Below are 26,243 nucleotides of genomic sequence, written 5' to 3' on the forward strand. Positions count from 1 at the left end.
TGATGCTTTTTGATCTTATTCAAATATGGATTGCTAACGCATGTATCTTTAATTTTTTCATTTAACAAATACACCGCATAGAAATCATTTTATCCGGTGTATATATTATCATTCTTTCATATAAAATATTACTGCGTCAAATATGTGATTGTTAAGTAATTCACATTTTCTCTTTTATAATTAATCAATTCAGTATTTATAGGCCACGCAGTTGGATCCATGTATCTTGTTCCTACTGCAATCTGTGCTCCTGCATTAAGATAAATTACCCCGGACACCTGAATACAATCAGGAATATTAGAACCTGTACTTTGATTAAGTCTTTGTGTCAGAAAAGCAAAACTTGCATTTCCATTTTGGAAATTTGTTTCATTAGCTACAGATACTCCTAAACGCATAGGAGAAATGCCTGCACCGATACTGTTTGCATTCCTAACGAGTAATCCTACTTCAATTTTAAAAAAACCTGTTTCACCAACTGTGAAAATTCCTGTTGTGGCATTAAATGAACCTGCCGTAGCCGCATATTTAACACTGTTAAATAAAACTCGACGAATTTCATTTCCCAGATCAGCCGTCGTATATGCTATTCCCGTATCTGTTGAAGGTGTAAATCCTGCTAACAGTTTAAAAGATACCGCATCAGCAGGTACAGAAACTACATCCTTATTAGCATTGAGTAGGAGTTTTCTATAAAGTGGGAGTAATTGCAGAAGACTGTACTTGAATTTCACCTTCTATCCTTAATGCCGATGCTTGAGCAGTAACTCCTGTATTATTGATGTGCAGCTTGGCTTGAGGATTTGTTGTACTTATGCCTATCTTGTGTAAAAAATAAAGTTGAAAATAATAATAAAGCAAAAGAAGTAATTTTATTTTTCATGTTTATCTTATTTATGTTTATGAGGAACATTCATCATTTATATCTATGATTTTTTTTCGTAAACAAAGGAAGGATAGTTATTTTCAACACCAATAAAATCAGCTACCATTTAGATACCACATAGTTGTAAATTAAATAAAATCAATTAGTTATAAATCATTTATCCATATATAGATGTCAGCATCTGAAGGGATATTCAGTCTTTTTCTGATTCTATTCTTACGGTTTTGTATTGCTTTTGCGGTGACAAAAGTATAAGTAGCAATATCTTTGGTAGAAAAATTTAGTTTCAGATAAGCACACAAAATTAATTCTGAAGTTAAAATGTCGGGTTGCAATTCTAAAATATTATTACAAAACTCAGGATAAACCTCTTGGAATCTCGCCAAAAAAGCAGGATCATTTTGCTTTGCTAATTGAAGAACTTCTTCGAAAGTATCTTTTTGCAACTTTTCTATTTCTATTTCTCTTTCCTTTATTTCAATTTTTTTTTCAGAAAGCAGATATTCTTGTTCTTGAATTATTTTTCTTTTTCTTTTCCTGATTTTGCGAGACCGAAGTAAAACGATAATTAATAATAAAACACTAATGAAGATTACCAATAGAATAGTGTAGAAATTTTTCTTTTGTAGATTTATTTTGTCAGTTTTCTCTTTTTTTAATGTTTGATTGAATTCATTTTGCACAAATTCCAAATCATCTTTGCGGTCAGTTTCAAGTCTAATTCCAGCTCTCTCAGAGTATAAAGACATATTTTTATAATCTCCCAATGCCTTATATGATGCTGCAATTTTAGAATCAACGAGTGCGTGATTCTGATGAAATTTTTCCTTATTATCTACAGTTTTTAGATAGTATTCTATTGCTTTTGGATGAGCTTGAGTCTGGAAATAATAGTCACCGTAAATCTCATAGAAAAGTGCCATGTAATTATACTTTTCTAGTATTGCATTATTATATGCCTTCTGAATGAAAGGTAATGCTTCGTCGGGTCTCTTTTCTTGCAATAAGATCCAACTTTTATAAAAATAAATGAACGGTTTTTCTCTGAAAATTTTTTTAGCAGAAAGGTATTTTTGCTCAGGGATTTTCTCAATGGCATCTATTGATTTGTCAGCATACAGATGTGCAGATTCAAAATCATTCGTATCAGTGTAGTAATCTGCGAAACTAATGTATAAATCAGCAATTAAAAGTTGAGATTCTAGATCATGGTTTAGTTCGATTAATTTTAAAGCCTTCTGCTTGCTCTGAAATGATTCCTCAAACAAAGACATTCTACTATAATATGATCCCTTCAAACTTAAAAACAATGATTTCAGAAGGACATCATTTGTAAGCGCATTTACCCTTAGGCCTTCTTCAATGTATTGAGTGCTTTTTTCAAGCCTTCGGAAAAAAACAAGAGATTTGGCTGCATAGAAATATGCTTTGGTAATTCTTTCGGGATCGTTTTCTTTCTTTGCCTTTGTAATTGCTTTTTCGGCAAATAGGAGAGTCTTATCGAAATCTACATCGATGTTTTGGTCGGCTAAATTGATCAGACTATCAATTTCCTGAATCTTTTCTCTATTTTGGGAAAAATAAAGATTACTGGATAAAACCAGGAATAAAAGTAATTTTTTTATACTCATCTGTATCAAGATATTAAAAACTTATAAAAATACTCAAAATATAATACTGACAGAGACCCAAAAGCCTTTCTATTGACCCTTTTTTCTACCGACTTATACACGCTTTTTCTCGTAACAGCTGATTAAAATCGGCACCTAAACAGGCATGAAATAAATAGTTTTATATCAAATTAATATCTGTTAGATACTATATTGATCTAATTCAAATATGTATAGGATACATATTTATTTTTTTATATAATAAATACACCGCATAAATCATTTTGTACGGTGTGTTTATTATAATTATGTCATATAAAATATTACTGCGTCAAATATGTGATTGTTAAGTAATTCACATTTTCTCTTTTATAATTAATCAATTCATTATTTATAGGCCACACAGTTGGATCCATGTATCTTGTTCCTACTGCAATCTGTGCTCCTGCATTAAGGTAAATTACCCCGGACACCTGAATACAATCAGGAATATTAGAACCTGTACTTTGATTAAGTCTTTGTGTCAAAAAAGCAAAACTTGCATTTCCGTTCTGAAAATTCGTTTCATTAGCTACAGATACTCCCAAACGCATAGGAGCAGTACATGCTGCAATATTATTTGCATTTCTTACGAGCAATCCCACCTCAATTTTAAAAAATCCTGTTTCACCAACTGTAAAAATTCCTGTTGCGGTATTAAATGAGCCTGAAGTAGCTTCATATTTAACATTGTTAAATAGAACTCGACGAATTTCACTTCCTAAATCAGCTGTTGTATATGCTGTTCCAATGTCTATTGAAGGTATGAATCCTGATAACAACTTGAAAGATACAGCGTCGGCAGGTACAGAAACCACATCCTTATTGGCATTTAATAAGAGCTTTCTATAAGCAGGTGTAACTGCAGCAGACTGCGCTTGAATTTCGCCTTGTATCCTTAATGCTGATGCCTGAGCTGTAGCTCCGGTATTATTGATGTGAAGTGTGGCCTGAGGGCTTGTTGTATTAATTCCTACTTGGGGAAAAAATAAAACCGGACATAATATTAAAGTTAAGAAAGTAGTTTTTTTTTCATTTTGTTTAAATTTATCATTATTATTTAGCAAATATATAAATAATAATTCGTTTTTAATATTAATTTTATTTAAAATGAATAGGTGTTCTGAAGAAAGTATAAATTATCAATTTTGAGATTTTAGAGCTTTGTTATTTTAAAATTGGAAAAAATATATTCTTGTTTGCTGAAGTTTCAAATTCAATTGTGGGATAAAAGTATTTAGTGCTAAATCTCTAGGGTAATTTGTAGTTAAATAAGATTCCTTTAATAGCACCTTTTTTTAGTATCTGAAATCAAAATAAAAACTACAAATCATTCATTTACGGTGTTTTATTTAGGGTTGGGGGGTGAGGCTTTTCTGCTGAAAGAAGTTTCAATAGAAATGAGGTTTGCAAGAATGGTTTGACATCAGGAATGTTTAGATAATCGTCTTACTGCCAAGGATAATTGCATAGCTATACTTACAATAGGTGCTAGTCTTATTTATAAAAATAATTAGGTCTAATTTACTAAACCTAAATTTGTTTTATGAAGAAATTTAAGGTTTAAGAGCTAATTATGAGTCATTGTCCCCAATGTTTATTTTTTAGATATGTAACAGTTACTAATCATCGATTTTTTATATAAATAATTTCAAAATTCATCCTGCCAAATTTCTGAAAATCCTTAACTGAAGATAGTTTGTAAAAGTAAATTTGTTAAAAGTGGGTAATTTGGATGTCTTCGCAGCTTAAAATTTGTAAGCAATCCCAAAAGTGGGAATTGTTACGATTCTATTGGAGATTTATATTTTGCCATGCCAAACAAAGCAAAGGCAATAGAATAATTCAAGAAAGCGTTGACGTTAAAAGAAATTCCAGAAACAAAAGAAAAGTTGGAAACGTTGTTGAAAGAAAAAAATAAAATGATAGGCTTAACATCTTTGCTAAGTCTTGTCATTTTGTACCTTATTTGTACCATTAAGATGCAATTAATTGATTATTAATTCTTGTTATTTTTGAAGAAGCAAAAAAATCTGAAAATGGAAGCACTACACCTGAATCCGAAAGAGTTTCCGAAACTCAGTCAATGGGGAGCGGAATACCTGAACGAAGCATTGGAGCGATTAGTGAAAACAGCCAATCCGAACAAACCAGAAATTACCGAGGCAGACAAGCAGTGGGCAGCGACGATGCTGGAAATGGATTTGGAGGCACAGCACAGCCAAGTTTGTGAGAACGAGAGCGAGGAAGAGGATCTAATGACAGCTCACAACAGAATGATGTTGAAAAAAATGAAGCAGGAAAATACTCCCTGGGCGGAAGATTACTAGAAAATTCTACTCATCTTGTAGAATTAGATGATTTAATTGAAAAATATAAAGGTCAAAAGCTGACCAATGAACAGGTTGCAGAAGTCATTTCTGTAACTTGTTTTTTATCTGGCGATAACAAAATTGTTCTAAAAGATAACCTTACCATCACCGAGGATTTAAAGGATATTTGTAATCAATTTAAAAGTGGTGGAACGGCAAAAGAGGGTCGAGGAATTTTAGATGAGTATTATACCCATGACAAAATTGTTGATGCTGTCCGCAATTTAGAGCCTGTTTAAAAACGTTATAAAAAAAGAGTAAGGGTTACTCATTGGCTAAAAACGTCAATTTAGAGCTGCAAAACAAAAAAATTGATGTATCCAACGGACTTAACTCTTACTTAGTGGCAATTTATAAAAAAAACGCTTGATTTTGATGATAGAAAGCGAAAATATGATTTATGTATCATCTGGAATGCCATTTATTATATCGTAAAAACAGGCTGCCAGTGGCGAATGCTCCCCGCGAATTATCCCAAATGGCAATTGGTCTACTATTACTACTCTAAATGGTCAAATTTAGAACTCTTCGATTTACTTCTGTGTAATTTAAGAGAGAAGGTACGAGTAAAGAGAGGCCAAAATGCAGAAGCAAGTTTAGGAATTATAGACAGTCAGAGTGTGCGCTGGGGAAATAATCGTTCTCTTAATGGGTTTGATGGGAATAAGAAGGTAAAAGGAATAAAAAGGCATGTTGTGGTAGATAAAAATGGATTTTTGTTAGCCGTAATGGTAAGTGTAGCCAATTTTCACGATAGTAAAGCTGCTTTGTTATTCATGAGAACATTGCAATATCTTTTGATTCCAATTACGGTGATTTTAGCAGATGGAGGCTATAGAGGAAATATTATTGAAGAAATAAAAGATAAGTTTGGCTACATTATTCAGGTTGTTTTACGGTCCGATCATAAAGAAAAACTCTTTAAGCCTATACACAAAAGATGGATTATTGAAAGAACTTTTTCTTGGTTTGATAATGATAGAAGACTTTGCCGAAATTATGAATTGCTAATGGAAAATTCTGAAAATATGGTCAAACTATCAGCTATAAAAATAGTATTGAACAAAATTTAAACAGGCTCTTAGTTTTGTTGTTCTTTAAAGCATTTATTTCTTACTACTCATCTACCGGCACAATCGTCCAGCCTGCTTCTCTAAATTTTTCAACATCATGCCGAACATTATCTCTTCTTATTGCAAAACAGAGAAGATCTGTCGGTCGCGAAAAGCCTACATACATCATTTTTAGCGTTTCATTGGATCTGACCTTATTTAAATGAGAAAAATTCTGCTCTTGAAAAAACAAAGGATTACATCCTATAAATTCAGCTTCTTTCTTTGTTCCCTTAACAAACACAGTCAACTTAGCTAGTTCAGATGTGTAGTAGTCCGTCTCAACATACATAGTTGCACAATGTGTTTGTCCCTTTACCGAATGGACAGATCCTAACTTAACGACAAGACCTCCGTCTTCAACCTGTTCAGGTTCTATCATTTCAGCAAGATTAAAATTGAATTCTTTGTTAATAAAACCTTCTGAATTTGCAATTCTAAAATTTGCGATTAAATCGGTTAATTGATTTCTTATATAATCAACATACTCATCAAATACCTTTTCATAATTTTCTTCAACAACGATTAAGTAACACCAGTTAAAAAGTCGATTCTTGAATACATCATAGTATGCGTCCCCTTTACTTTTAATCAACTGAATAAAAATAGACTTACGGTACATTTTGGAAGAATCTCCAGGAATATTAACTCCTTCAATTCGTAAAATTCTAACGATTCCATTTAAAAGAGATTTCCGAACAGCTTCAAAAGTTGGCTTTTTGCGGTCAAACAAAAATATATACTTCCTTAAACAATCAAAATCCTCTCTTTTCTGCTTTATTTCCCTTGAATATTCTGGAAAAAGCTTTCTTAAATGCCATCTTTCAGAACCCTCCTCCTTGTCAGTTGTCCAAGCAATGATATGAAAACCTCTTTCGATATTCGTAGTATTTTGATTAAGACCAAAACGCTTAATTAGCTCAATATACCTTTCTTTAAGCTTCTTAGCTTGAGTTTCATCCTTAAAAATTAAAAGATGGGGTGGAATTGATTCACGACCGGAAGCACCCACCACCCGATATTCACCGCTTCGGCTCAATGCAAAACCATCAACTAGCGCACCAATTATCGGTGTCAACCGATGTGAATTATTTAGACTGAGATCTGCTTGAAATCTTTCAGGATCAATCTCATTTCGTGTCCTCCAGACAGTTTCACTATGTAACGATGAACTTGAGTAAATTGCCTGGTTCCGGTCACCGATTCTTTGAATAATTGTAGTAGAACCTTCAGTAAAGAAAATACTTTCAACCAGCTGTACCTGATCAAAATCAAGATCCTGCATTTCATCAATAAAAACATATTTGAACCGGCTTTGTAAAATCTCTTTAAGATCAGTTGCACCGGGAAGATTTAGGTACCTTTTTGAGATATCAAAGCTATCTTTGAAGGAAAGTACACCCTGAGAAAGAAGACTTAACTTCCACCTTTCTAACTCAAGATAATATTCTCTATTTACACCAGTATATGTCAATTTAGAAGTATTACCAACTTTAACCTTTCTTCCTTCAAGATCATATGAGCAATTCTTCAGAAACTCCAATATATTTCTTTCCTTTTCACTAGGTGTACCTTCAAAATCTCTGTTAACCAAGCCGAAAAGTTTATTTTTGAGATTAGCCGGATTCTGCCCTTTTCTAGAATACTGAAGGCTTTTAAAAAATCTCTCAACTTCATATAAATACATCTCATCGTCATTCTTATGAATATAGCTACCATACAGCTCAAAGCAAGCCTGATTGGCGACAAATTTATTTGTAAAACTCTGAATGGTCCCTACAAAATTTGGGTATACAAAAAGCTGCGGACACAGAGGTTTTAAAACTTTTTCAATCTCCTCGATGGCATGATTTGTATGAGAGAGTATTAGTACCGCTCGATTCGCCTCTAAGGGTATCTGTTTAGCCAGACAATACAATTTTGCCAGTAAGGCTGTAGTCTTCCCACTTCCGGGTACTGCCAATAAGTCAACTGTATTCATGTTAGCAATAAATGCCCTTCTTTCAGGATCGAAAGCCTCCCCACCTATCAAAATTTCTTCCGCGGCTCTCAGGTGTGATGGATCAATTCTCATAATCATGTACGTACTTAATAGCGTTCACCAAATAAGAAAGATACCGATCTTCAGTCATCTGATCCGCCGTTATAGTGTTATCCTTGAACAATAGTTCAGCAAAGACATTCATAACCGCGACCTTATCTATGGGAGATGTCCCCGATTTCTTTGACAGCTTCTTAATAAACTTCCCCTCAAATGAAGCTTTAAAAGCACCATTATCCTTTTGGAACTCTTCTGTTTTACTGTGTACCTGCAAGACTGCTTCCTTAAATATGTCAGATAAGCAAGATCGATACAGACACCATTCCAGTGTCCATTGTATTGCAATGTTTAATTTTATATCTGTAGACTTTAGTTCACGTTTTAAAACATTAATGTTACATAGCTTATTTTTAAACGTTTTGTCTTCTCTAAAAAAAGACATGAACCGGCCAAACTCATTAGGCCTATTGTCCAGATCCGTAATAATTGCAATTGGGACATTCATTTTACGAGCATCCGCACGTAAAAATATTTTCGCAAAATGCAGGTATGCTGTTGAAGCCACATTGATAACAGATATTTCTTTTCTGGCTAGATCCATTCCTAACTTAGCGGCCAGCGTAGGAAGAAGTATTTCTTCAGACCAACCCTCAACTATAATATTTCCCTTTGAAAAGAAAAGGTTACTCTTAGTAACATCCAGGAAACGCTCCAGATATTTATAGTCCTTTCGCTCCAGTTTAGTATTTCCTTCACCTAGCGGAAACACGTCATTATTTTTACAAATTATAATTTCCTTTAAATCTGCCTGTGAAGTAATATTTGAGCTGTGGCTGGTAAGGATATACTGAATTCCTACTTCCTTTTTCAACCGATTTATGATTTTTAGCTGTGCCTGTGGATGAAGATGGGCTTCAAGTTCCTCGACCATACATAGCTTTAGACCGTTCCAGTCTGCTTTCCGCAGATGGAGTAATTCTGCAGCCATAAAAAGCCGGTTCATCGTGCCCAAGCCTAAATTTTTTGCTCCAATTATCCCAAGGGACATTTTCTCAAGGATATTGGTGATCTTAGTAGGCCCAAAGTCAAATACGGATTCCGAGCTGTCACTGATGAAATAGCCGATGAAGTCATCTACAACCTTCTTTATGTTCGTATGATATCCCTGCTCTTCATCTTTAAATTTACCCCTGATCTGCTCACTTGTACCTTCAAACAGCTCCTCAAATTCATGTAGTCCATTTTCCTGTTTGAGTTTAAACTCTTTATGCTCCTTCAAAATCTGCGATAATCTTGAATTCTTTTTAGCAGCAAGCTCATTATCAGCATCTCGTAAAGCCTTAAGGTAAGTGCATTTGAGATATTCTTTAGCTTCTGCTGTCAGCGCATTTCCCACACCATCCATGCCTGCCTTGATGTCGGCAGGAATTACCCGCCCATCCTTGTAATGAACCTGATAGATCAGATACAACTTCGGCCTCCGGAATATCTCTTCCCTGCCGCCAACATCCATGACCTCATTTTGGATTCCGCACCATTCTGTAAAATTAGCCGCCTCGACATTGGTAATTCCGGAAAACTCCAGTTCAATTCTTAGAATGGGTGAAATTTGATCGCCATTACTAAAAAAATCGCTCTCCTCAACCTTGATCCATTCGTATGCGTGAGTTTTTAAAACAATCTTAATGGCATCGATGATAGCAGATTTTCCCGAATCATTTTCTCCAATAAGAATATTCATTCCCTTATTAAAAGGTACTGTTAAATTTGGCAAGTTAAGATCAAAATCTGGACTTCCGTACTTTCTGAAGTTCCAAAGTTTCAAAGAAGATATATACATGTAGAGTTAATATGGTTAAAGTGAAAAAATACAAAAAAAAATCAAAAATTTAATAACCGACTAATACTATATTTGTAGCGTTACGGAAAGCCGTAAATCAGGAAGCGAAAATTGTTGGTCGTGTGAGCTTTTAAACACTTAATTGGCACATTCTACACTTATTTAGAATTAAAATAGAAATGAAATTATTTGTTTTTAGTCAGTTTTCCGTACTACTATAAACGCCCATCTTGATGGCATTGAACGATATCGGTCGACCATCAAGATATGAGGCAAAAATTTTTGCAAGATTTTCCATTTTCTAAATTACTTTTTATTTGACATCTGCTTAATTTCTTCATCAGTATGATTATCCAGAATTTTAGCATACCTATAAAAAGTTGCTCTTGTCAATCCAAACGGTTTATAAATTTCCTCAGGACGTTTAGTGACATCCTTATATATATTACGTAGAAGTAACAGTTTAGAAATTGTTTCTTTAGTATATCCCTTTGGTTTTCCTCCCAATCTACCTCTTGCTCTTGCCGACTGCAAGCCTGCATTGGTTCTCTCTCGGATCAGCTCACGCTCATATTCAGATAAAAATGCCATTATATTTAAAAAGAGCCGGCCATTCATAGTAGAAGTATCTACTCCATCAGTTATCCCTTTTATGATAATACCTTTGTCACTTAAACTTAAGACAAGATCAATAATATTTTTGAGACTTCTCCCTAATCGATCCAGTCTCCAGACATACAATTCATCACCTTCCCTAAACTGCTCAATCATCTTATCGAGCTCCGGACGATTTTTTGTTGCACCCGAAATTTTCTCCTGATAAATTTTCTCACAACCTGCTTTTTCTAAAGCTTCAATTTGTAAATCTAAATTTTGGTCTTTAGTTGAAACCCGGGCATATCCTATTTTCATATATTGTTACATTAAACTCATACTTGGTAAATTTGTGAAACGTTGTTTAATGATACGACATTTTGAGAAAATAAATAGAAAAAATAAAGTGACGAGATCTAATCACTTCAAAAATCTCAAAATACCACCCGATTGTAGGATCTGCGTAAAATAGTATCAGGTACATTCTGATATTAAATGATTACACAGGTTAAAGTCGAGCCTGCGTAAAAATTACCCATGTTTTTTTACCTGCGTAATTTTTACCCACCTTATTGTAGCACCTGCGTAAAATAGTATCAGGTACATTCTGATATTAAATGATTACACAGGTTAAAGTTGAGCCTGCGTAAAAATTACCCATGTTTTTTTTAACCTGCGTAATTTTTACCCACCTTATTGTAGCACCTGCGTGAAATAGTATCAGGTATATTCTGATCTTAAATAGTTACAGCCTAAAGTTGAACCTGCGTAAAAATTACCCATGTTTTCTTTTAACCTAAGTAATTTTCACCCACTTTATTGCAACACCTGCGCAAAATAGTATCAGGTCATATTCTTACCCTGATTAAAATGGATACAGCTCAGTGTATTCTCCCTTCTTCAATATTTGTAATGTTTTTTTTGTTTCAAGAGCAAAAACGTCTAAATAAAAGCAATGTTTTGATTATTAATGTTTTATAGCTTTGTTTGGATGCTTTTCAGAATTCTGAAAAAAGTGGGCGGCTTTATATAGCAAGATGTGTCTTTGTACGTACAAACTTTTCAAGTTGTACTTCCAAAGACGATCTTGCCTTTTTTTGCAAAAAGGAGAAAAAACGGCGGAACTTGTTTTTTTGTTTCGGGGAAAATTAGGAGCAATATTCCAAATTAGCCCAGTATATTCTTTTTTAATCTCCATATATTCCAGATGAGTCCAGCTTGTTCTTATTTAGCCCAAGCCCGATGAATACTATTGCTTTCTCGATTTTTATGTCCCAATTTTGCAAAAGAAATTTTAACCAAAAACAAAATGAAAATACAGATTTATTTTTCTGCCATTCATCAAAGGGACAATATCAAGCCTTACTTACCGAGAAGCGCTGAGCTATTTTAATCGGATAAAGCTTCACTGAGTTATTTACCATAAGAAAAATTGAAAATGAAAAAGGATGGAAAAGGAGGTACGGATTTACATCAGAATTCAAAAATCCAGAAAAGGAAACTGGAAAAAAATCTGCTCAGAAAAGCAGATCTCCTTAACCAGCTTGATTATCCATTCGGTAGAGAACAGGATTCAGGATGATGAAAGGCGAAAAGTACTGGCGTTCATTGAAAAACAAGATAACATCTTTATCAAGATAGAAACCAACATCAACCAGATCGCTAGAATTGTAAATGGTCAAAAGTTTATTTCCGAAAAAGAATTGAAGGATTTCCTGGGTAAACTTTCCGAAATCGAAAAACTGAAGAGAGAACAGAATCTGATTTTCTCAAGGATTTATTCATTGCTTGGAAAATGATTGTCAAGATAATGGAGCCTGCGGGTTCCGGCTTTCCCGGAGTACAGTATAATGATAAAAAGGTAGAGAAAGGGGGCGGTGAGCTGATGCTGATGAAAAATTTTCCTTCCTTCATTAACGAAAATAGCAGTCAACAGGAAGTTCGGAATTATTTAAAATCCATATCAAAGAATGAAAGGGTAAAAAAGCCTCAGTTTCATGCTGCTATTTCCACGAAGTTTCAGGAACATACCAAAGAAGAGCTCACAAGGATTGCAGAAAATTTTATGGATGAGCTGGGGTACGGAAAGCAACCCTTTATTGTGGTGTTCCATAATGATACAGAAAATCACCATGCCCATATTGTTTCTACCCGTGTCAGTAAACAGACCGGTAAGAAAATCAATGACAGTTATGAAAAGCTTAAAGCGCAGAAAGCATTAAGCAGAGTCATGGAAAAGCTGTATGGATTAAGTACGCAGGAACAAATAGAAAAATTACTGAGCTACCGATACAGCTCTTTAAAGCAACTGGAACTGCTTTTGGAAAGAAACGGATTCCGGCTTTCCCAAAATAAGAATGATGAGGGTGCTTTGGATATCTTGAAAAACGGAGTTCGGGAAAAAACAATTAATGTAGTTCAGCTCAACTTCAGCAGTCATAAAAATGATTCCCGAGCATGGCAGTTAAAAGCAATTTTTTTAAAATACAAAGAATTGTACTCGAGCAAGGTGTTCAAGATTGAAGACTGCAGGGCTCAGGAAGCGATGTTGCCTGAAGAAAAGCAAAACGAGAATTGGAAACCGAAAATTGAATTCGAGAGTGAGCTTCAGAAAAAGTTGCGGGATGTTTTCGGGTTGGATGTGGTATTTCATTACAAAGAAAGCGAGCCACCTCTAATAGAGGATAGCAATAAGAAAACCGGAAGCGGCACTGCTGCCGCCCGCCCTTTCGGATATACCTTGATTGACCATAAGACAGGATCGGTGTATAAAGGAAGTGAGATTGTGAAAATGAATGAGTTGTTTGAGTTCACTTCCGATACCATAGACAAAAGACTTTTTGAAAGTTTAAAGGATTACAATATAGCAGATGAAGCTTCTAAGCAAGTCTTACTAGAGCATTTGAAACGCCAAAACCCTGACCATACGCCAAAAGATTTTATGCTTTTTGAAACTAAAAAAAGGAAGAATAAAGAAATATTTGGCTCAGTCAGGAACGAAGTAAAGCAATATCTCAAAACACAGAACCCAAAAGACGTTCACATTATAAGGTCCGAAGAGGGTAAATATTATGCTATCAACTCAAAATTACACTATGTAGGAGAGCTGGAACAGCTGATAGGCGAAAAAGATTATCAAAAGTTCCTGAATCCGGCTGAAAACCAGCAGCAGGTTTCAGTAACCCAAAATGAAAAACTTTCAAAAGAACTGAACAGAAGTATCAATGATTTGATTTTTCAATTCAGTAAATCCTCAGGAGGAACCGGAAAAGACCCTTCGGAAGAAGAGCTCAAAAAAAGAAGAAAAAAGAGAAAATAGAGTTAATGGTTTTCAGTTGATCTCCCATAAAAAATTACCCAACACCTTTAAAATTGATAACCATTACCCAACAACTAACAACCAAACTATGATTATCACCTTTGCCACCCAAAAGGGCGGAGCGGGAAAAACCACTCTTGCCATTGCATTTGCCAATTACCTTTGTGAGGTTTCCCAAAGGAAAATTAAGGCGTATGACTTTGACTTTCAGAAATCTTTTTTCAACAAATGGAAAGAGGACGAATATTCAGAGCTGCCAAAGCTGTATGAAGTGGAACTCGTCGGAGACGATGAAGAAGAACAGCCTTTTGCAGATTTGGAAAAAATTATAGGTCTTAAGGAAAGTGAAGCAATATACCTGTTTGATTTGGCGGGTACACTCGACCAGAAATACAGTGATCTATTGATTTACAGTGATTTTATCATCATTCCTTTTGAATACTCCGATGTATCGGTAAAATCAACCCTGGTATTCAAAAACCTGCTGGGTTTACTCGAAAGTGAGGCAGAGCGGATCTTTATCCGATCCAAATATGACAAAGGTTATAAATATCTTAACCAAAAGGAGATGGATATCGAGATCTCAAAATACGGAACCCTGATTGAAAGCCCTGTATACAAAAGAAATTGCTTACAGAGCATTAATACGAGGAAGCTTACCTACGAACAGCGATATGCGATAAAAAAGCCATTCAACGAAATTATTGAACAAATAAGTGAAGCATTACAAATTACCTTGTAAGGCTGATTCCAAAGAAAAACAAAATAAAAATGAAATATGATAAAGTATTCACTCATCCTGTTAGCAGCTTATTTCCTGTATTATGCCGGAAATATCCTGTACGACCTTTTCTTAAAAAAAGAAAAGATCATTCACGTCGATCTGACCGAAGAATTTTCACTAGGCGATTTTGCTCAAAGAGAGAGTAAGCCTCCTTCTACCATCGGTATTGAAGACGTTGAAAACGTCAATACTCCCAAATCCTTCTTGAAAAAAGAACTTGATTCCCAAAAACAATCAGCTACCGACGAAAAGCCGGATTTGGAAGAGCTAAGAAAACGATTTGAAGCTGAGCAGGATATTGATGATATGCCTGCTGCACCTGTGAACGAAACCAAAGCAGTAACAATAGAAGAGAGCCAGTCAGATAACACAAGCCATCCTCAGGATATGCCTGGCAAAGCAGAAGAGCATTTCAATGGTGAAAAGACTGAGCCTAAAAAATCCCATTGGAAGGAGCTCCTGAATTTATCGGAGACCACCGTTCAAATGGTCGCTAACTACGATGGGCAAAAGGTTTACCATTCCATCATTTAAACAGTAATAAACACTTCAAAATTACCCCATCTCATCCTATCAATTGATACGGATAGCATACCCCTTATGCCAATTTCTAAGCACAAAAACCTAATTCTAAACAAACATTTAATCATTATGAACAACAATTTAAAACGCTATATGGCAGTAAAAAAGATACTGACTGCTTGTATGATTCTTCTTGCTTTCACGCCTGTATTTGCACAGGGCGGAGCAACAGCCATCTCCAATGCGGCAAGTGACATTAGAGACTATTGGGATCCCATCAAACTGATTTTGAAAGCCGTGGGCGGGCTGGTTGGTTTCATCGGAGGTCTCAGAGTATATAATAAATGGACCAATGGTGATCAGGATGTCAACAAAGAAATCCTTGGTTATGGGGGAGCCATGATCTTTCTGATTGTCGTTCCGGAATTCGTAACGGCTTTCTTTGCTTAAGTTATGGGATTCTATCTCTACAAGGGGCTCAAAAAACCCCTTGTATTCTTCGGACTCAAGGGAAAATATATTTTTTATGCCGTGGGTGTTATCGGAGGCGGAGTCATTGCAGCACTCATATTATCCAGGTTCGGATTATTAGGCTCTTTACTAGGGCTTGCAGTCACCGGAGGCGGTGTATATCTCATTTTCAAAAGACAGGACACCCATGGTCTGTATGACAAGACTAAGAATTTCGATCAGATTTTCATTTTCCCTAAAAGGTTGAACAGCAAAAGATTTTTAAAGCATGGCAACAACAAAAAAACAAGCATTTAGTATTCCTTTCATCGGCTATGATTATGGAAAAGATCAGCATTGGGATTTTGATGTCCTTTTCGGGCAGTATGGAAATCCCATCATTGGTATCAGAATCAGAAATATCGTGGAACAGTATTCAGCAGACCCGGATTATTATCTCCATTTTCATACGGTTTTGAATCAGGTCGTGTCCATCATCGGGGAGGGGAGAATTGTTCAGAAGCTTGATATTTTCTCAAAAAAGAAATACTCAGCCGAGCTTTCCAAGGAATTCCTACAACAGAAATATTCTGAGCATTTTGACGGAAGGCTTTTTAAAACCATTGAAACGGTATTACTGTTTACAGATATTATTGATGATAAGCTGAAAAAGAAAAATAAATCCTACAATTTCTCTGCAAAGAGCTATAAAGAACTTAGGGACAAATGTCAGAAGGTGTTTATGCTTTTGAAACAAAGTGACTGTGAACCGGAGTTCTTATTAGAGAAAGATTTTGAGTATTATATTTCCGGAGCTTTATCAATGCAGTTTTCGGGTACCCCGGTTTTTGACAATATTAGAAGTACTAATGAATATTTGCAAATAGGCAACCGCTTTGTTAAAAACATCTCCTATGTCGATGTGGAAAACATTGACCTGCCTTCCGAAATAGAACCTTATTCCATCTTGGGAGGTAACGGAGCCGCAGCCGAAACGGCAGTAGATAATTTTACCTTTATTAATGAACTGGAAGATTATGAAACCATTATCTACAATCAGGTCATTACCATTCCGGTACAAGCCCAGCAGCAAAGGGAATTGGACAAGAAGAAGAAAAAGCACGAAGGAGCAGCGAACAATTCCCCATCCAATGCCATTATTGCCGAAGAGATTCAGAGCCTCCTTCATCATATAGCCATAGACGGACAGTTGATTGTCAATGCCCATTTTTCCCTAATATTTTCAACAAACACTCTGGAAGAAATGGAAGGGACACAGTCCCTGATTGAAAATAAGCTGTTTACCAAGGGGATCATTGTCTCCAGGAATGCCTATAACCAGCTTGAACTTTTCCGGGCAGCCCTACCAGGCAATGCCACGGAACTCAGGGAGTATGATCTGTTTATGACTACGAGCGAAGCAGCGCTTTGTTTTTTTTTTAAAGAAAGCTACCCCGTAAACGATGAAAGTGGCTTCTACCTAAGATTTACCGACCGTCAGGGTGTTCCCCTAAAAGTTGACCCCTCGGATTTACCGATGAAAACCGGAAGAATTAACAACCGTAACAAATTTGTATTGGGGCCCAGCGGTTCAGGCAAGAGCTTTCTAATGAATAATATCGTGGAGCAGTACCTCACCTACAATTATGATGTCGTGATCGTGGATACCGGAGATTCCTACTCAGGAACCTGCCAATATAAGGGTGGAAGATACATTCAATACACGGAAGAAAAACCCATTACGATGAATCCTTTCCTGATGGATCAAAAAGAATTCAATATTGAAAAAATAGAGTTTTTGACGAACCTGATCTTTTTGATCTGGCAAGGCCCTGATGCGACAATGTCGTCCGCACAGAAATCCATATTGGATAATGTCCTGATGTCGTATTATCACAGTTTTTTTCATTCGGGAACGAAGTGGTACGAAAATAAAACCCCGGAAGAGCTCATTCTTTATTTAAGCAAATATAATATTCACGAAGAAGATGTTTATGCAGTATACGAAGAGGAATCCAGGGGGCAGCATACCTATTATGATATTCTGGGGATTGCCTTCGATGCCGGTTTTGATGAAGTGAAAGAAGCCTTTAGAAAACTCGCCATTGAATACCATCCGGATAAAAATCTGAATAATCCTGATTATGACAGCGAGAAATTCTATACAATCTATGAGGCTTATGAAACCCTGAGTGATCAGGAAAAACGTAAAGTCTATAATGAAACCCAGCTGATACTCATTCAGGCTAATGAAATCATACAGCAACCCAAGGATACTGAAGAGTGGAATGAATCGTTCAGAAAAGCCCTTATTAAAAAAATTAAAGAGCTGGAAGAAAAGCTCATTATAAAAGAACTTTCCTTCAACGGATTCTATGAGTACTGCGATAAATTTCTTCCCATATACCTGAATAATAAAAAACATAAAATTAGAGAGACGGAGTTTAATCTGAGAACATTTCTATTTGTATTAAGGGATTTTTACAAAGGTGGAAGATACGGAACCACCCTCAATGAAAGTGCCGACAATACCTTATTCAATGAGCCCTTCATTGTATTCGAAATTGATAACGTCAAGGATAATCCCAAACTTTTCCCCATTGTAACGCTGATCATTATGGATACTTTCATCCAGAAGATGAGACTCCGGAAAGATCGTCGCAAAGCTCTTATAATAGAGGAAGCGTGGAAAGCCATTGCTTCAAAATTAATGGGAGGGTACATCCTCTATCTCTACAAAACCGTAAGGAAATTCTGGGGCGAAGCGGTAGTAGTTACTCAGGAACTGGACGATATTATCGGAAATGCTGTAGTAAAAGACAGCATCATCAACAACTCCGATACGTTTATCCTTCTGGATCAGACCAAATTTAAGGACAACTTTGACCGGATAGCCGCTCTGCTTTCCTTGAATAAAGTAGAACAGAACAAGATTTTCACGATCAACAACTTAAATAATAAGTTCGGACGAAGCAGGTTCAAGGAATTTTATCTCAAACGGGGTTCCAAAGGAGAAGTATACGGTAACGAAGTGGCCCTTGAACAATATTTAACCTACACCACGGAAAAGCCCGAAAAGTCGGCTGTTGAATACTATATACAAAAGTATGGAAACTATGATAAAGCCTTAGAAATCTTTGTAGAACAGGTGAAAACCTTCGGGGGTGATATGGGAAACATGGTCTCCTTAGTGAACCTCTATCAAAAGCCTTTGGATTCAAAAGTCCTTGCGTTCTACCACGGGTTTAAGAACCGGAAGACGAACCTTGATAAGAATATCTTCAAAAGCATTTCCAAGGAATTAGAGGACCAAAATATCAGTCTTTCGGAATTAATCAATAGACAATCTTATACATATGAAAAAGTTTAGTTTATTTTTTTTAGGATTTGGAAGTTTAGTATATGCCCAAAACACCTACATAGACCCTACCGTAACGGCAGCGATGATTCTGTATTCAGAAAACCTGAAAGCCAAGCAGAATGACGTCATAGAAGAAACTTCCAAGCTAAAAGATGCCCAAACCTGGGTAGGAACCCAGATGGTAGCCGCCAATGATATTCAGAATAAAATACTCAAAGGCTTAAAAGAAGTTTCCGGAACCCTGCAAAACGGAATTCAGGTAAAAGAAATTTATACGGAGCTCAATAAATGCTACGGGTATTCTTCTGACGTCGTTCAACTGGCATCTGCACGTCCCCAATACGCCATTTTCGGGGTTAAAGCGTCACAAAAAACCTATGAGCAAAGCCTAAAAATCGTAACGGATGTATCGGACATCCTGGCCTCAGGAGAGCTGAACCTCGCTACGGCAGGCGACCGCTATAAGATCCTGCATAACATCTCCGGAAACGTAAAAAATCTAAAACTGTGGCTATTGGCCATCAAGCTGCGATTGGAAAAAGCCAACAGACTGGGATTCTGGAACTCCATTAATCCCTTTGCGGGCTATATCAATACGGATAAAGCCATTGTTGAAGATATTATGAACCGATATAAACGCAATTTTTAAATTTTTTTAAGATGAAATCGAGGGACGAGATTCGCCGACCTAATGAAGGCAAAAAGAAAATTTTTCTAAGCGTATTCATTCCGACGGTCTACATCGTAATCACTTCTTCCGGAGGAGGGTCCACGCCCGCCTGGCAAAAAGAAAATGTTTCCTTTCCGATGATGGATTTGGAAATCAATGCCACGATGAAGGAGCATAACAGGCAAAAGGAAATGCGGCAAAACCAGACGCTGAATGCCGGTATTGAGACGGTCAATAAAAACGAGTGGAACAGCTTCAAGGATAAGGTTGTTAAAATACAGGACAGGCTCAGAATTGTTTCATTTGCCTTGCAGGCGATTCCAACAGGAGTGGCGATGAGCAGGGAGGTGAATAAGATCACTCAGAACCAGGCTGACATTATTGACGAAATCAGTACCGCACCTTACTCTATTGCAGCGGTCTTGCCTTCCGGAGTACAGTATGTGGATGATTTACAAATGGTAACACGCCTGATCACCGGAGTGATCCTCTCGTACGGAGCCATCAATCAAATGGAAAAATCAGAACGCAAGATTTTATTGGATTATGCACTAGGTGAAGTCAAAACCCTTAGCAGGAATTCTACTCATATGCTGTTGAAAATACGGGATATTAAAGCCAAAGTACTGCGCAATAAAAGAGCTTTCCAGTATTACGTCAACAGGGATAAACAAGTGGTGGAAAACATTATGAAGAACATTAAATCCTTTTAATAAAAAATGAAAAAGATAGTAACCCTCGGAATTGTAATGTTTTCTACGGTTTCCGTAAAAAGCCAGCAGATCGTGATCAATGATAAATTACTGTCCCAGATTACCGTCAATCACGGCGTTCGTTTAGGGAGTGAACAAGCTTTTTTAGATTCTTATGAAAAGCAGAATGAATTGTATATAGAGATCAAAAATAAAACGGCTCAGGTGATTGCCATTCAGGAGTATATCTACCAGCAGCTTAAAAATGTCAATTCAGCCCTTACCCAAAGTAAAAAGCTCATCTATCTCTATCAGTATCTGGGGAAAATCGTAAGCAACTCCAAAACCATGCTGGATTTATCCATGCAGCATCCGGAATATGCCGCGCTGGTTTCAAAATATTATACCGCCATTGGACAGCAAACACTGAAGCTCCAGCAAGAGGTCTCGCAAGATATCCTGAATGAAAACAAGGATTTTATGATGGATGCTATGGATCGGGAGATGCTCATTGAGAAGGTATTTACACGCGTGAGAAATATTCATGGTAACATTCTCTATATCATTTTACGGCTACAGAATGCAAAGAAGATCCCTTATCTGTATCAAGTCCCTGTGCTTCGGAATTACATCAATATCGATAGAGCCATTGTGGGAGACATTATTCAGAAATACAAATACATTTTTAACTAAAACAATGAAAAATTTATTCATAAAATTAATCAGGCTGCAATTTTTGCTTGTTGTCACTGTCGTATCTGCACAATTGAGTGTAAAACGGCTCAATGACCCTGCCATTGTCGCCCAGCACAAACGGATGGTTTTTGAAAGCTGGGGAGACTGGCGGCCTTATCCCAAATATTTCCTGGGAGTCCAGACCAATTTTGCCTACGCTACGGTGTGGGGGATGTGGGCGCCTAAAATTAACAGGGATTATAAGGATGGAGATGACATAAGACCCTTAAAACCTACGGGAGTACAGAATCAACGATTTGCTGAAGTGAAATATGAGGAAGAAGAAGCTAAAAAAATAAAAGCAGCTTCCGATACCATTTATAAAAGGAGTGTCCAGGATTTTGCCCATTGGACTTCTGCTACCGTAGATGCAGATCCCCTTTGGCTCTTGTATTACAAGCGCATGTTAAAACCCATTACTGCATTCCCTGATACCCCGCAAAATTTTATGGAATGGAGGCTGAAAGACCAGCAAACTTATGAAACGCTTAATAGTATAGGAACATTAAAAAGGCTTCAGGAAGAGCTGGATCTGATTAAGGAAAAATATACGATGTCCCGGTCTATGGATATGCCAAGGGGAAAACGTTTTCTGATGTATCACGAAACCCTACTTCGTTGGAGAAAATTTGCTCAGGAGTTAAGGAAACATAATAACAAAACGACCCTTCTTCTGGATTATAAAAATATCCTGAAAAGCCATTCTCCTTATGCTTTGCCTACAGCATGGACACCGGCATCAGACAGGCAGATCGTACAAAATATAATGCTGCAATACAAACACCGATATTAATATGAATAAAAAACTCACTTTATGCTGCTGCCTCTTGGCATTTGTGTTACCGGTGATGGGCTTTGCCCAGACCGATAGTGATTACAGCAATTTACTCCAGTTCCTGAAGGGCGATGGTGCTTTTGAGAAATGGTTTATGGAGGTCTTTACCAAACTGGATACCAGTATTCAGGACAGTGCCGGAGAAGCCGCATTGGTCGGAAAGGCCATTGGCGGATTAGGGTCTTTGATGTACCTGGGCTATATGGGATGGCAAATGGCTGCCGGAGACCGGGAATGGGAAATTACTCCTATGCTCAAACCGATTCTGATTGGATTCACCCTGATATACTGGACGGGATTTGTCAATCTGATACAGGCTCCCTTTGAAGCCATTGCAGAGCCGGGAGTGAGCATTTTCAGTGATATAGAATCCGAGGTCAATGACCTTCGTGTTGAAAGGTTCAAAAAGCAGCAGCAATTGTTGGACGCCGTTATCAAACTGAAAGCAGATGAAGATGCCAAGCAGGAGGTCATTGAGAATACCGGAAAAGATGCCGATGATTCCTGGTTTGATATCAGCGACGGACTGGATAAACTCATCCAGCCCATCAAGGAATGGCAGATCAGGATGCAGTTCCAGATGCAAAAATTAGTAGCTGAAGTCATTGAGTTTATCTGTCTTTCCATTCTTAGAATTTGCGTTTACCTGATTTTTTTTATCCAGAAAATCTGGGCATACATCCTTATTATATTAGGGCCGATTGCCGTGGGAATGGCATTGGTTCCCGGATTTGAAAACTCTCTCTACAGCTGGGTTTCCAAATTTATCAATATCAATCTGTACACTTTTGTGGCGTATACCATTATCAACATTGGGCAGCAACTCATTGCTTCCGGTTATATGATGGAAATAGAAAGGTATGACACGCTTTTAACCAATGGAACGGTGACCAATTTAGATGCCCTAATGGTCTATGTCAGTAATTCGGGAATGATCTATAATCAGCTTTTTACCTGCGTCGCCTATATCGTTACCGGAATCGGGGTTTTGATGACCCCTACCATTGCAGATACCATTGTGTCGGCAGGTGGAGCCGGAGCAATGACAAAAATGAAAAGTGCTGTGGGCAAAATGGCGGGCAGTGCAAAAACTGCGGTGTTGGCTGTTAAAACCGGAGGTGCTACTGTAGCTGCCACAGCCGCAAAATCTACTGCGGCAGGTTCTGTATCGGGAAGAGTTCAGCAGGCCATGAAAAACAAAAAATAATCTCAAAAATATTATCATAAAATGCTTATCAAAAATATAGAACAAAGAATCAAGGTAAATAAGGTGGTTTCACTTTCTGCCATTGCCTTTGCCGTATTTATTGTCATCGGAGGTTTTTTCTTCGCCTATAAAATGATTGAAGATTCCAGGAAATCCATTTACATCCTAGATAACGGTGTACCGGTTTTGGCTAAACAGACTGATGTCTTACTCAACAGGCCTGTAGAATACAAAGCCCAGATTGAACTTTTTCACCGATTATTTTTCACATTAGCTCCTGACGATACCTATATCAAGGATAATATTCAGAAATCACTCTATCTGATCGATGACAGCGGTAAGAAAGAATACACCAACCTGAGGGAAAAAGGTTTTTATAACCAGATTATTGCGTCCAGCTCCATGGTCAGTATCCATAGCGATTCGATTACCCTCAGCCCGGAACAAAAGAAATTTGTTTTTTTCGGGAAACAGATGATTACAAGAAAATCATCTGTCATTACCCGAAAGCTCATTACCGAGGGCTTCTTTGAGGATATTATCCGCAGTCCCAATAACCCACACGGGGTGATCCTTAAAAACTGGCGCATCCTTGATAATGAAGAAATCTCCAATCAAACCAAAAATTCGTACTAACAATGAACGCTTTATTCAAACATGCCCGACAGAAATGCTTACAATGGATCGTCCATCACCCTAAAAAGTTTTTTACCTATTCGATGATTTTTTTGTCAGTATCATTCGTAGGTTCCCTGATCTTGGGAATTTTCTTTCCCAAGGAAACAGTATTTACCATTAAACCACCTGTCCTTTACTCCAAAGGTCAGATGGTTCAAAACCCTGCTGTAAACAATGAAAAAGAGATGAAAAAGATTGTAGAAGAGCTCAAAACTTTAAAAGGGAAAAGAGACCGGAAACAATTACAGAAAGAGGACAGCTTGAGGATTGAATATTTGTTTAACCAATACCAGCAATTAAAAAATGACCGGTAGCACCGGAGGCAATTTATATAAAATCAAAACTCAATGAAAAAACTTAATTTCAAACAGAAGAAATATATCCTGCCCCTTTTGGCATTGCCGTTTCTGCTGCTTTTTGTTTATGTAGGAACCCAGTTTACGGGAGAAGAACAGCCCAAGGATAAACCCAAAGAGCTCTCGCTTTCCCTCGGTGAGTCGCATGATTCCATTATGAGTAAAAATGATGCGTATGATGCATTTTTCAAAAAAGAGGATAACAGGACGATGCTCGAAGGGCTGGGCAAAGAAAAGGACAGTTTGCTGAGCTACGAAGACCAGTTGTCATTAGCTCAGAAGAGAAAAATAGATTCGCTCAAGGCTCTATCCGGAAGACAAAACGGGTATCAGCCGAAGGGAAATCTATCTTCTTACTATAACCCGAAACAAGAACAGAATGACAACAGGGATTACAAACGGTCTTCGGAAATTATCCGGATGCTGAACGATAAATCTTACGGCAAACCGGAAAGTGACTATGCTTCAGAGCATTCAAAATCAACCCCTCAAACTCATCAGCAAAACCCTGATCCGGTCAAATACCTGAAACAGCAGATGCTGGTTATGGATTCTTTGGAAAAAACAAGAGATCCGGAATATCAAAGTAAGCTGGCAGCGGAGGAAAAATTGAAGGCTAACAAAGAAAAAATGGAAGATTTCCTTAATTCAACCTTCAATGTCAGCAAATCGGTGATCAACAGCGAGTTCAATGCCTTTTACAAAGAAAAGGAAAACAGTTTTATCAAAGCGGTCATTGATGAAAATAACAAGGGATATTTAGGAAGCCGGATTCGGCTTAGGCTACTGGAAGACATCTTTGTGGGGAACAAAAAGCTCAGCAAAGGCTCGATACTCTATGGACAAATTTCAGGATTTGCGATGCAAAGGGTGAATCTCAGTATCGTATCCGTATTCACTAAAGGAGAAATTTACCCGGTCAACTTATCGGTTTACGATGTTGATGGAATGAAGGGGCTGTATGTTCCGGAGAGCATTTTCCGGGATATGATCCGGGAAATGGGAAGCAATTCTGTACAGGGAACACAGATGGATATGGGCGGACAGGGATTTTTCACCAGTATCGTCTCCAAATTATTCACATCCACTTCCAAATCCATTGCCAACCTGATTAAAACTAACAAAGCCAAATTGAAATACAACTCTTATGTATTTCTGATTGACGAAAAACAACTGAAAGATGCACAAAACCAACAAAAAAAATAAAGAAATGAAAGCCATATTATATACTTTACTGATTTTCATAACCCAGCTTTTTACAGCACAAACCGCCACGAAGCAGCAGTTGAGTTCAGATTTGCCGGAACTCGAAATTACTGAAGGAATCAGCCTTCATATCATTTCTCCAGAACCCATCCAATATGTGGATCTATCCACTCAGCAGCTCACCGGGGATTTACCTTCGACCCAGATTGCGCGTGTTAAAATTGTAGATCTTACCGATGATTCGGATAAAGATAAAAACAGAAAAACACTTCTGTATTATTCTAACGGAGATCAAATCGGGGTGATTACGGTGGTCGGTCAATCCTTTATTGCCCAATACAAAGCCGTTTACAGAAATCCTGAAAACCTGAATACCGTAACCAATATCCATATTCAACCGGAGGAAATGCAGCCCATAGAATTTGATAAAATGGTTTTCTCCAATCTTGAGCTCAGGAAATTTGCCATGGATATCACCAGGAAAAAATCAGAAAAAAAACCGATCCGGGAAGAAAAAAAAATGGGGCTTAGTGTTCAGCTCAATAATGTCTATGTCATCAGTGACTATATCTTCCTGGATATGACCTTTAAAAACAACTCCAACCTAAGTTATGATATCGAAGCTTTGAAATTTTCTGTAGAAGATAAAAAAATCCATAAGGCGACCAACAATCAGAGCATTGAAATGAGTCCGATGTTTCAACTGAACCCTCAAAAGCGTTTCAGGAAGAATTTCCGGAATATCTATGTGTTCAAAAAATTCACGTACCCGAACTCTAAAGTGATGATGATCCGCCTGATAGAAGAGCAGCTCTCCGGAAGAACCATTGAAATGAAAGTAAAATACTCGGATATTCTGAAAGCCGACACCTTCTAACGGAAGTTCTGCTTCCATTTTATAAATCTCTCAATTCATCAACCCTTTAGTTAAAGA

General features: G+C 37.1%; 24 protein-coding genes. 18 read left to right on the forward strand and 6 right to left on the reverse strand.

Features of this window, described 5'->3' with window-relative positions:
• Nucleotides 1–128: 128 nt before the first annotated feature.
• From HHL23_RS13600 to HHL23_RS13610, 3 genes are all read right to left on the reverse strand, one after another.
• On the reverse strand, nucleotides 129–734 hold the full coding sequence (locus tag HHL23_RS13600) for a hypothetical protein (protein ID WP_169235338.1): 606 nt from the start codon (nucleotides 732–734) through the stop codon (nucleotides 129–131).
• A 298-nt stretch (nucleotides 735–1,032) separates the two neighbouring features.
• Nucleotides 1,033–2,517 (reverse strand): hypothetical protein, encoded by a 1,485-nt coding sequence (locus HHL23_RS13605; protein ID WP_169235339.1) that lies wholly within the window; start codon nucleotides 2,515–2,517, stop codon nucleotides 1,033–1,035.
• Between the two features lie 302 nt (nucleotides 2,518–2,819).
• Nucleotides 2,820–3,602, reverse strand: a complete 783-nt coding sequence (locus HHL23_RS13610; RefSeq protein ID WP_169235340.1) for a hypothetical protein — start codon at nucleotides 3,600–3,602, stop codon at nucleotides 2,820–2,822.
• A 972-nt stretch (nucleotides 3,603–4,574) separates the two neighbouring features.
• Between HHL23_RS13610 and HHL23_RS13615 the strand changes: the two genes are divergently transcribed.
• Nucleotides 4,575–4,865, forward strand: coding sequence for a hypothetical protein (locus tag HHL23_RS13615; protein ID WP_169235341.1), 291 nt, complete (start codon nucleotides 4,575–4,577; stop codon nucleotides 4,863–4,865).
• Between the two features lie 395 nt (nucleotides 4,866–5,260).
• Nucleotides 5,261–5,980, forward strand: coding sequence for an IS5 family transposase (locus HHL23_RS13620; protein WP_394354157.1), 720 nt, complete (start codon nucleotides 5,261–5,263; stop codon nucleotides 5,978–5,980).
• Nucleotides 5,981–6,023: 43 nt separating this feature from the next.
• On the opposite strand, the gene HHL23_RS13625 is transcribed toward HHL23_RS13620, so the two are convergent.
• The 3 genes from HHL23_RS13625 to HHL23_RS13635 all read right to left on the reverse strand — a co-directional run bounded on the left by HHL23_RS13625 (nucleotide 6,024) and on the right by HHL23_RS13635 (nucleotide 10,812).
• Nucleotides 6,024–8,099, reverse strand: coding sequence for a UvrD-helicase domain-containing protein (locus tag HHL23_RS13625; RefSeq protein WP_169235342.1), 2,076 nt, complete (start codon nucleotides 8,097–8,099; stop codon nucleotides 6,024–6,026).
• A complete protein-coding gene (locus HHL23_RS13630; RefSeq protein ID WP_169235343.1) occupies nucleotides 8,083–9,900 on the reverse strand; it encodes an ATP-dependent nuclease in 1,818 nt (605 codons plus the stop codon). The genes HHL23_RS13625 and HHL23_RS13630 overlap by 17 nt, the downstream gene beginning before the upstream one ends.
• Before the next feature lie 306 nt (nucleotides 9,901–10,206).
• Nucleotides 10,207–10,812, reverse strand: coding sequence for a recombinase family protein (locus tag HHL23_RS13635; RefSeq protein ID WP_169235344.1), 606 nt, complete (start codon nucleotides 10,810–10,812; stop codon nucleotides 10,207–10,209).
• Nucleotides 10,813–11,942: 1,130 nt separating this feature from the next.
• Between HHL23_RS13635 and HHL23_RS13640 the strand changes: the two genes are divergently transcribed.
• The 16 genes from HHL23_RS13640 (at nucleotide 11,943) to HHL23_RS13715 (ending at nucleotide 26,186) form a co-directional block, all read left to right on the forward strand.
• Nucleotides 11,943–12,293: a hypothetical protein gene (locus tag HHL23_RS13640; protein ID WP_169235345.1), complete on the forward strand. Its 351-nt coding sequence runs from the start codon at nucleotides 11,943–11,945 to the stop codon at nucleotides 12,291–12,293.
• Complete coding sequence (locus tag HHL23_RS13645; protein ID WP_169235346.1) at nucleotides 12,290–13,813, forward strand: relaxase/mobilization nuclease domain-containing protein; 1,524 nt, start codon at nucleotides 12,290–12,292, stop codon at nucleotides 13,811–13,813. Before HHL23_RS13640 ends, HHL23_RS13645 begins: the two co-directional genes overlap by 4 nt.
• Before the next feature lie 88 nt (nucleotides 13,814–13,901).
• Nucleotides 13,902–14,555 (forward strand): ParA family protein, encoded by a 654-nt coding sequence (locus HHL23_RS13650; protein WP_169235347.1) that lies wholly within the window; start codon nucleotides 13,902–13,904, stop codon nucleotides 14,553–14,555.
• 36 nt (nucleotides 14,556–14,591) lie between these two features.
• Nucleotides 14,592–15,131, forward strand: a complete 540-nt coding sequence (locus HHL23_RS13655; RefSeq protein WP_169235348.1) for a hypothetical protein — start codon at nucleotides 14,592–14,594, stop codon at nucleotides 15,129–15,131.
• Between the two features lie 117 nt (nucleotides 15,132–15,248).
• Nucleotides 15,249–15,569: a DUF4134 domain-containing protein gene (locus HHL23_RS13660; RefSeq protein ID WP_169235349.1), complete on the forward strand. Its 321-nt coding sequence runs from the start codon at nucleotides 15,249–15,251 to the stop codon at nucleotides 15,567–15,569.
• Between the two features lie 3 nt (nucleotides 15,570–15,572).
• The gene (locus HHL23_RS13665; RefSeq protein ID WP_169235350.1) at nucleotides 15,573–15,887 is read left to right on the forward strand and encodes a DUF4133 domain-containing protein; all 315 of its coding nucleotides are present in this window, start codon (nucleotides 15,573–15,575) and stop codon (nucleotides 15,885–15,887) included.
• Nucleotides 15,859–18,939: a TraG family conjugative transposon ATPase gene (locus tag HHL23_RS13670; RefSeq protein ID WP_169235351.1), complete on the forward strand. Its 3,081-nt coding sequence runs from the start codon at nucleotides 15,859–15,861 to the stop codon at nucleotides 18,937–18,939. The genes HHL23_RS13665 and HHL23_RS13670 overlap by 29 nt, the downstream gene beginning before the upstream one ends.
• Nucleotides 18,926–19,579 carry a hypothetical protein gene (locus HHL23_RS13675; protein WP_169235352.1) on the forward strand — a complete coding sequence of 218 codons (654 nt, stop codon included), beginning with the start codon at nucleotides 18,926–18,928 and terminating at the stop codon, nucleotides 19,577–19,579. Before HHL23_RS13670 ends, HHL23_RS13675 begins: the two co-directional genes overlap by 14 nt.
• Before the next feature lie 11 nt (nucleotides 19,580–19,590).
• Nucleotides 19,591–20,313, forward strand: a complete 723-nt coding sequence (locus tag HHL23_RS13680; protein WP_169235353.1) for a hypothetical protein — start codon at nucleotides 19,591–19,593, stop codon at nucleotides 20,311–20,313.
• A 6-nt stretch (nucleotides 20,314–20,319) separates the two neighbouring features.
• Nucleotides 20,320–20,985, forward strand: a complete 666-nt coding sequence (locus HHL23_RS13685) for a hypothetical protein (protein WP_169235354.1) — start codon at nucleotides 20,320–20,322, stop codon at nucleotides 20,983–20,985.
• A 4-nt stretch (nucleotides 20,986–20,989) separates the two neighbouring features.
• On the forward strand, nucleotides 20,990–21,820 hold the full coding sequence (locus tag HHL23_RS13690; RefSeq protein ID WP_169235355.1) for a hypothetical protein: 831 nt from the start codon (nucleotides 20,990–20,992) through the stop codon (nucleotides 21,818–21,820).
• Between the two features lies 1 nt (nucleotide 21,821).
• On the forward strand, nucleotides 21,822–23,069 hold the full coding sequence (locus HHL23_RS13695) for a hypothetical protein (RefSeq protein ID WP_169235356.1): 1,248 nt from the start codon (nucleotides 21,822–21,824) through the stop codon (nucleotides 23,067–23,069).
• Nucleotides 23,070–23,090: 21 nt separating this feature from the next.
• Nucleotides 23,091–23,705, forward strand: a complete 615-nt coding sequence (gene traK, locus HHL23_RS13700) for a conjugative transposon protein TraK (protein WP_169235357.1) — start codon at nucleotides 23,091–23,093, stop codon at nucleotides 23,703–23,705.
• A 2-nt stretch (nucleotides 23,706–23,707) separates the two neighbouring features.
• Nucleotides 23,708–24,061, forward strand: coding sequence for a hypothetical protein (locus HHL23_RS13705; protein ID WP_169235358.1), 354 nt, complete (start codon nucleotides 23,708–23,710; stop codon nucleotides 24,059–24,061).
• Nucleotides 24,062–24,094: 33 nt separating this feature from the next.
• On the forward strand, nucleotides 24,095–25,309 hold the full coding sequence (gene traM, locus HHL23_RS13710; protein ID WP_169235359.1) for a conjugative transposon protein TraM: 1,215 nt from the start codon (nucleotides 24,095–24,097) through the stop codon (nucleotides 25,307–25,309).
• Nucleotides 25,310–25,313: 4 nt separating this feature from the next.
• A complete protein-coding gene (locus HHL23_RS13715) occupies nucleotides 25,314–26,186 on the forward strand; it encodes a DUF4138 domain-containing protein (protein WP_169235360.1) in 873 nt (290 codons plus the stop codon).
• Nucleotides 26,187–26,243 lie beyond the last annotated feature (57 nt).

Source organism: Chryseobacterium antibioticum (assembly GCF_012927325.1).
Classification (GTDB): Bacteria; Bacteroidota; Bacteroidia; order Flavobacteriales; family Weeksellaceae; genus Chryseobacterium; species Chryseobacterium antibioticum.

Bases quoted from the DNA above. Each gene is read 5' to 3' on its own strand.
- traM (WP_169235359.1), top strand. From the start codon at position 24,095: ATGAAAAAACTTAATTTCAAACAGAAGAAATATATCCTGCCCCTTTTG.
- HHL23_RS13690 (WP_169235355.1), top strand. From the start codon at position 20,990: ATGAAAAATTTATTCATAAAATTAATCAGGCTGCAATTTTTGCTTGTT.
- HHL23_RS13660 (WP_169235349.1), top strand. From the start codon at position 15,249: ATGAACAACAATTTAAAACGCTATATGGCAGTAAAAAAGATACTGACT.
- HHL23_RS13705 (WP_169235358.1), top strand. From the start codon at position 23,708: ATGAACGCTTTATTCAAACATGCCCGACAGAAATGCTTACAATGGATC.
- HHL23_RS13650 (WP_169235347.1), top strand. From the start codon at position 13,902: ATGATTATCACCTTTGCCACCCAAAAGGGCGGAGCGGGAAAAACCACT.
- HHL23_RS13625 (WP_169235342.1), bottom strand. From the start codon at position 8,099: ATGATTATGAGAATTGATCCATCACACCTGAGAGCCGCGGAAGAAATT.
- HHL23_RS13635 (WP_169235344.1), bottom strand. From the start codon at position 10,812: ATGAAAATAGGATATGCCCGGGTTTCAACTAAAGACCAAAATTTAGAT.
- HHL23_RS13715 (WP_169235360.1), top strand. From the start codon at position 25,314: ATGAAAGCCATATTATATACTTTACTGATTTTCATAACCCAGCTTTTT.
- traK (WP_169235357.1), top strand. From the start codon at position 23,091: ATGCTTATCAAAAATATAGAACAAAGAATCAAGGTAAATAAGGTGGTT.
- HHL23_RS13655 (WP_169235348.1), top strand. From the start codon at position 14,592: ATGATAAAGTATTCACTCATCCTGTTAGCAGCTTATTTCCTGTATTAT.
- HHL23_RS13665 (WP_169235350.1), top strand. From the start codon at position 15,573: ATGGGATTCTATCTCTACAAGGGGCTCAAAAAACCCCTTGTATTCTTC.
- HHL23_RS13685 (WP_169235354.1), top strand. From the start codon at position 20,320: ATGAAAAAGATAGTAACCCTCGGAATTGTAATGTTTTCTACGGTTTCC.
- HHL23_RS13680 (WP_169235353.1), top strand. From the start codon at position 19,591: ATGAAATCGAGGGACGAGATTCGCCGACCTAATGAAGGCAAAAAGAAA.
- HHL23_RS13670 (WP_169235351.1), top strand. From the start codon at position 15,859: ATGGCAACAACAAAAAAACAAGCATTTAGTATTCCTTTCATCGGCTAT.
- HHL23_RS13695 (WP_169235356.1), top strand. From the start codon at position 21,822: ATGAATAAAAAACTCACTTTATGCTGCTGCCTCTTGGCATTTGTGTTA.
- HHL23_RS13645 (WP_169235346.1), top strand. From the start codon at position 12,290: ATGATTGTCAAGATAATGGAGCCTGCGGGTTCCGGCTTTCCCGGAGTA.
- HHL23_RS13640 (WP_169235345.1), top strand. From the start codon at position 11,943: ATGGAAAAGGAGGTACGGATTTACATCAGAATTCAAAAATCCAGAAAA.
- HHL23_RS13630 (WP_169235343.1), bottom strand. From the start codon at position 9,900: ATGTATATATCTTCTTTGAAACTTTGGAACTTCAGAAAGTACGGAAGT.
- HHL23_RS13675 (WP_169235352.1), top strand. From the start codon at position 18,926: ATGAAAAAGTTTAGTTTATTTTTTTTAGGATTTGGAAGTTTAGTATAT.
- HHL23_RS13615 (WP_169235341.1), top strand. From the start codon at position 4,575: ATGGAAGCACTACACCTGAATCCGAAAGAGTTTCCGAAACTCAGTCAA.
- HHL23_RS13605 (WP_169235339.1), bottom strand. From the start codon at position 2,517: ATGAGTATAAAAAAATTACTTTTATTCCTGGTTTTATCCAGTAATCTT.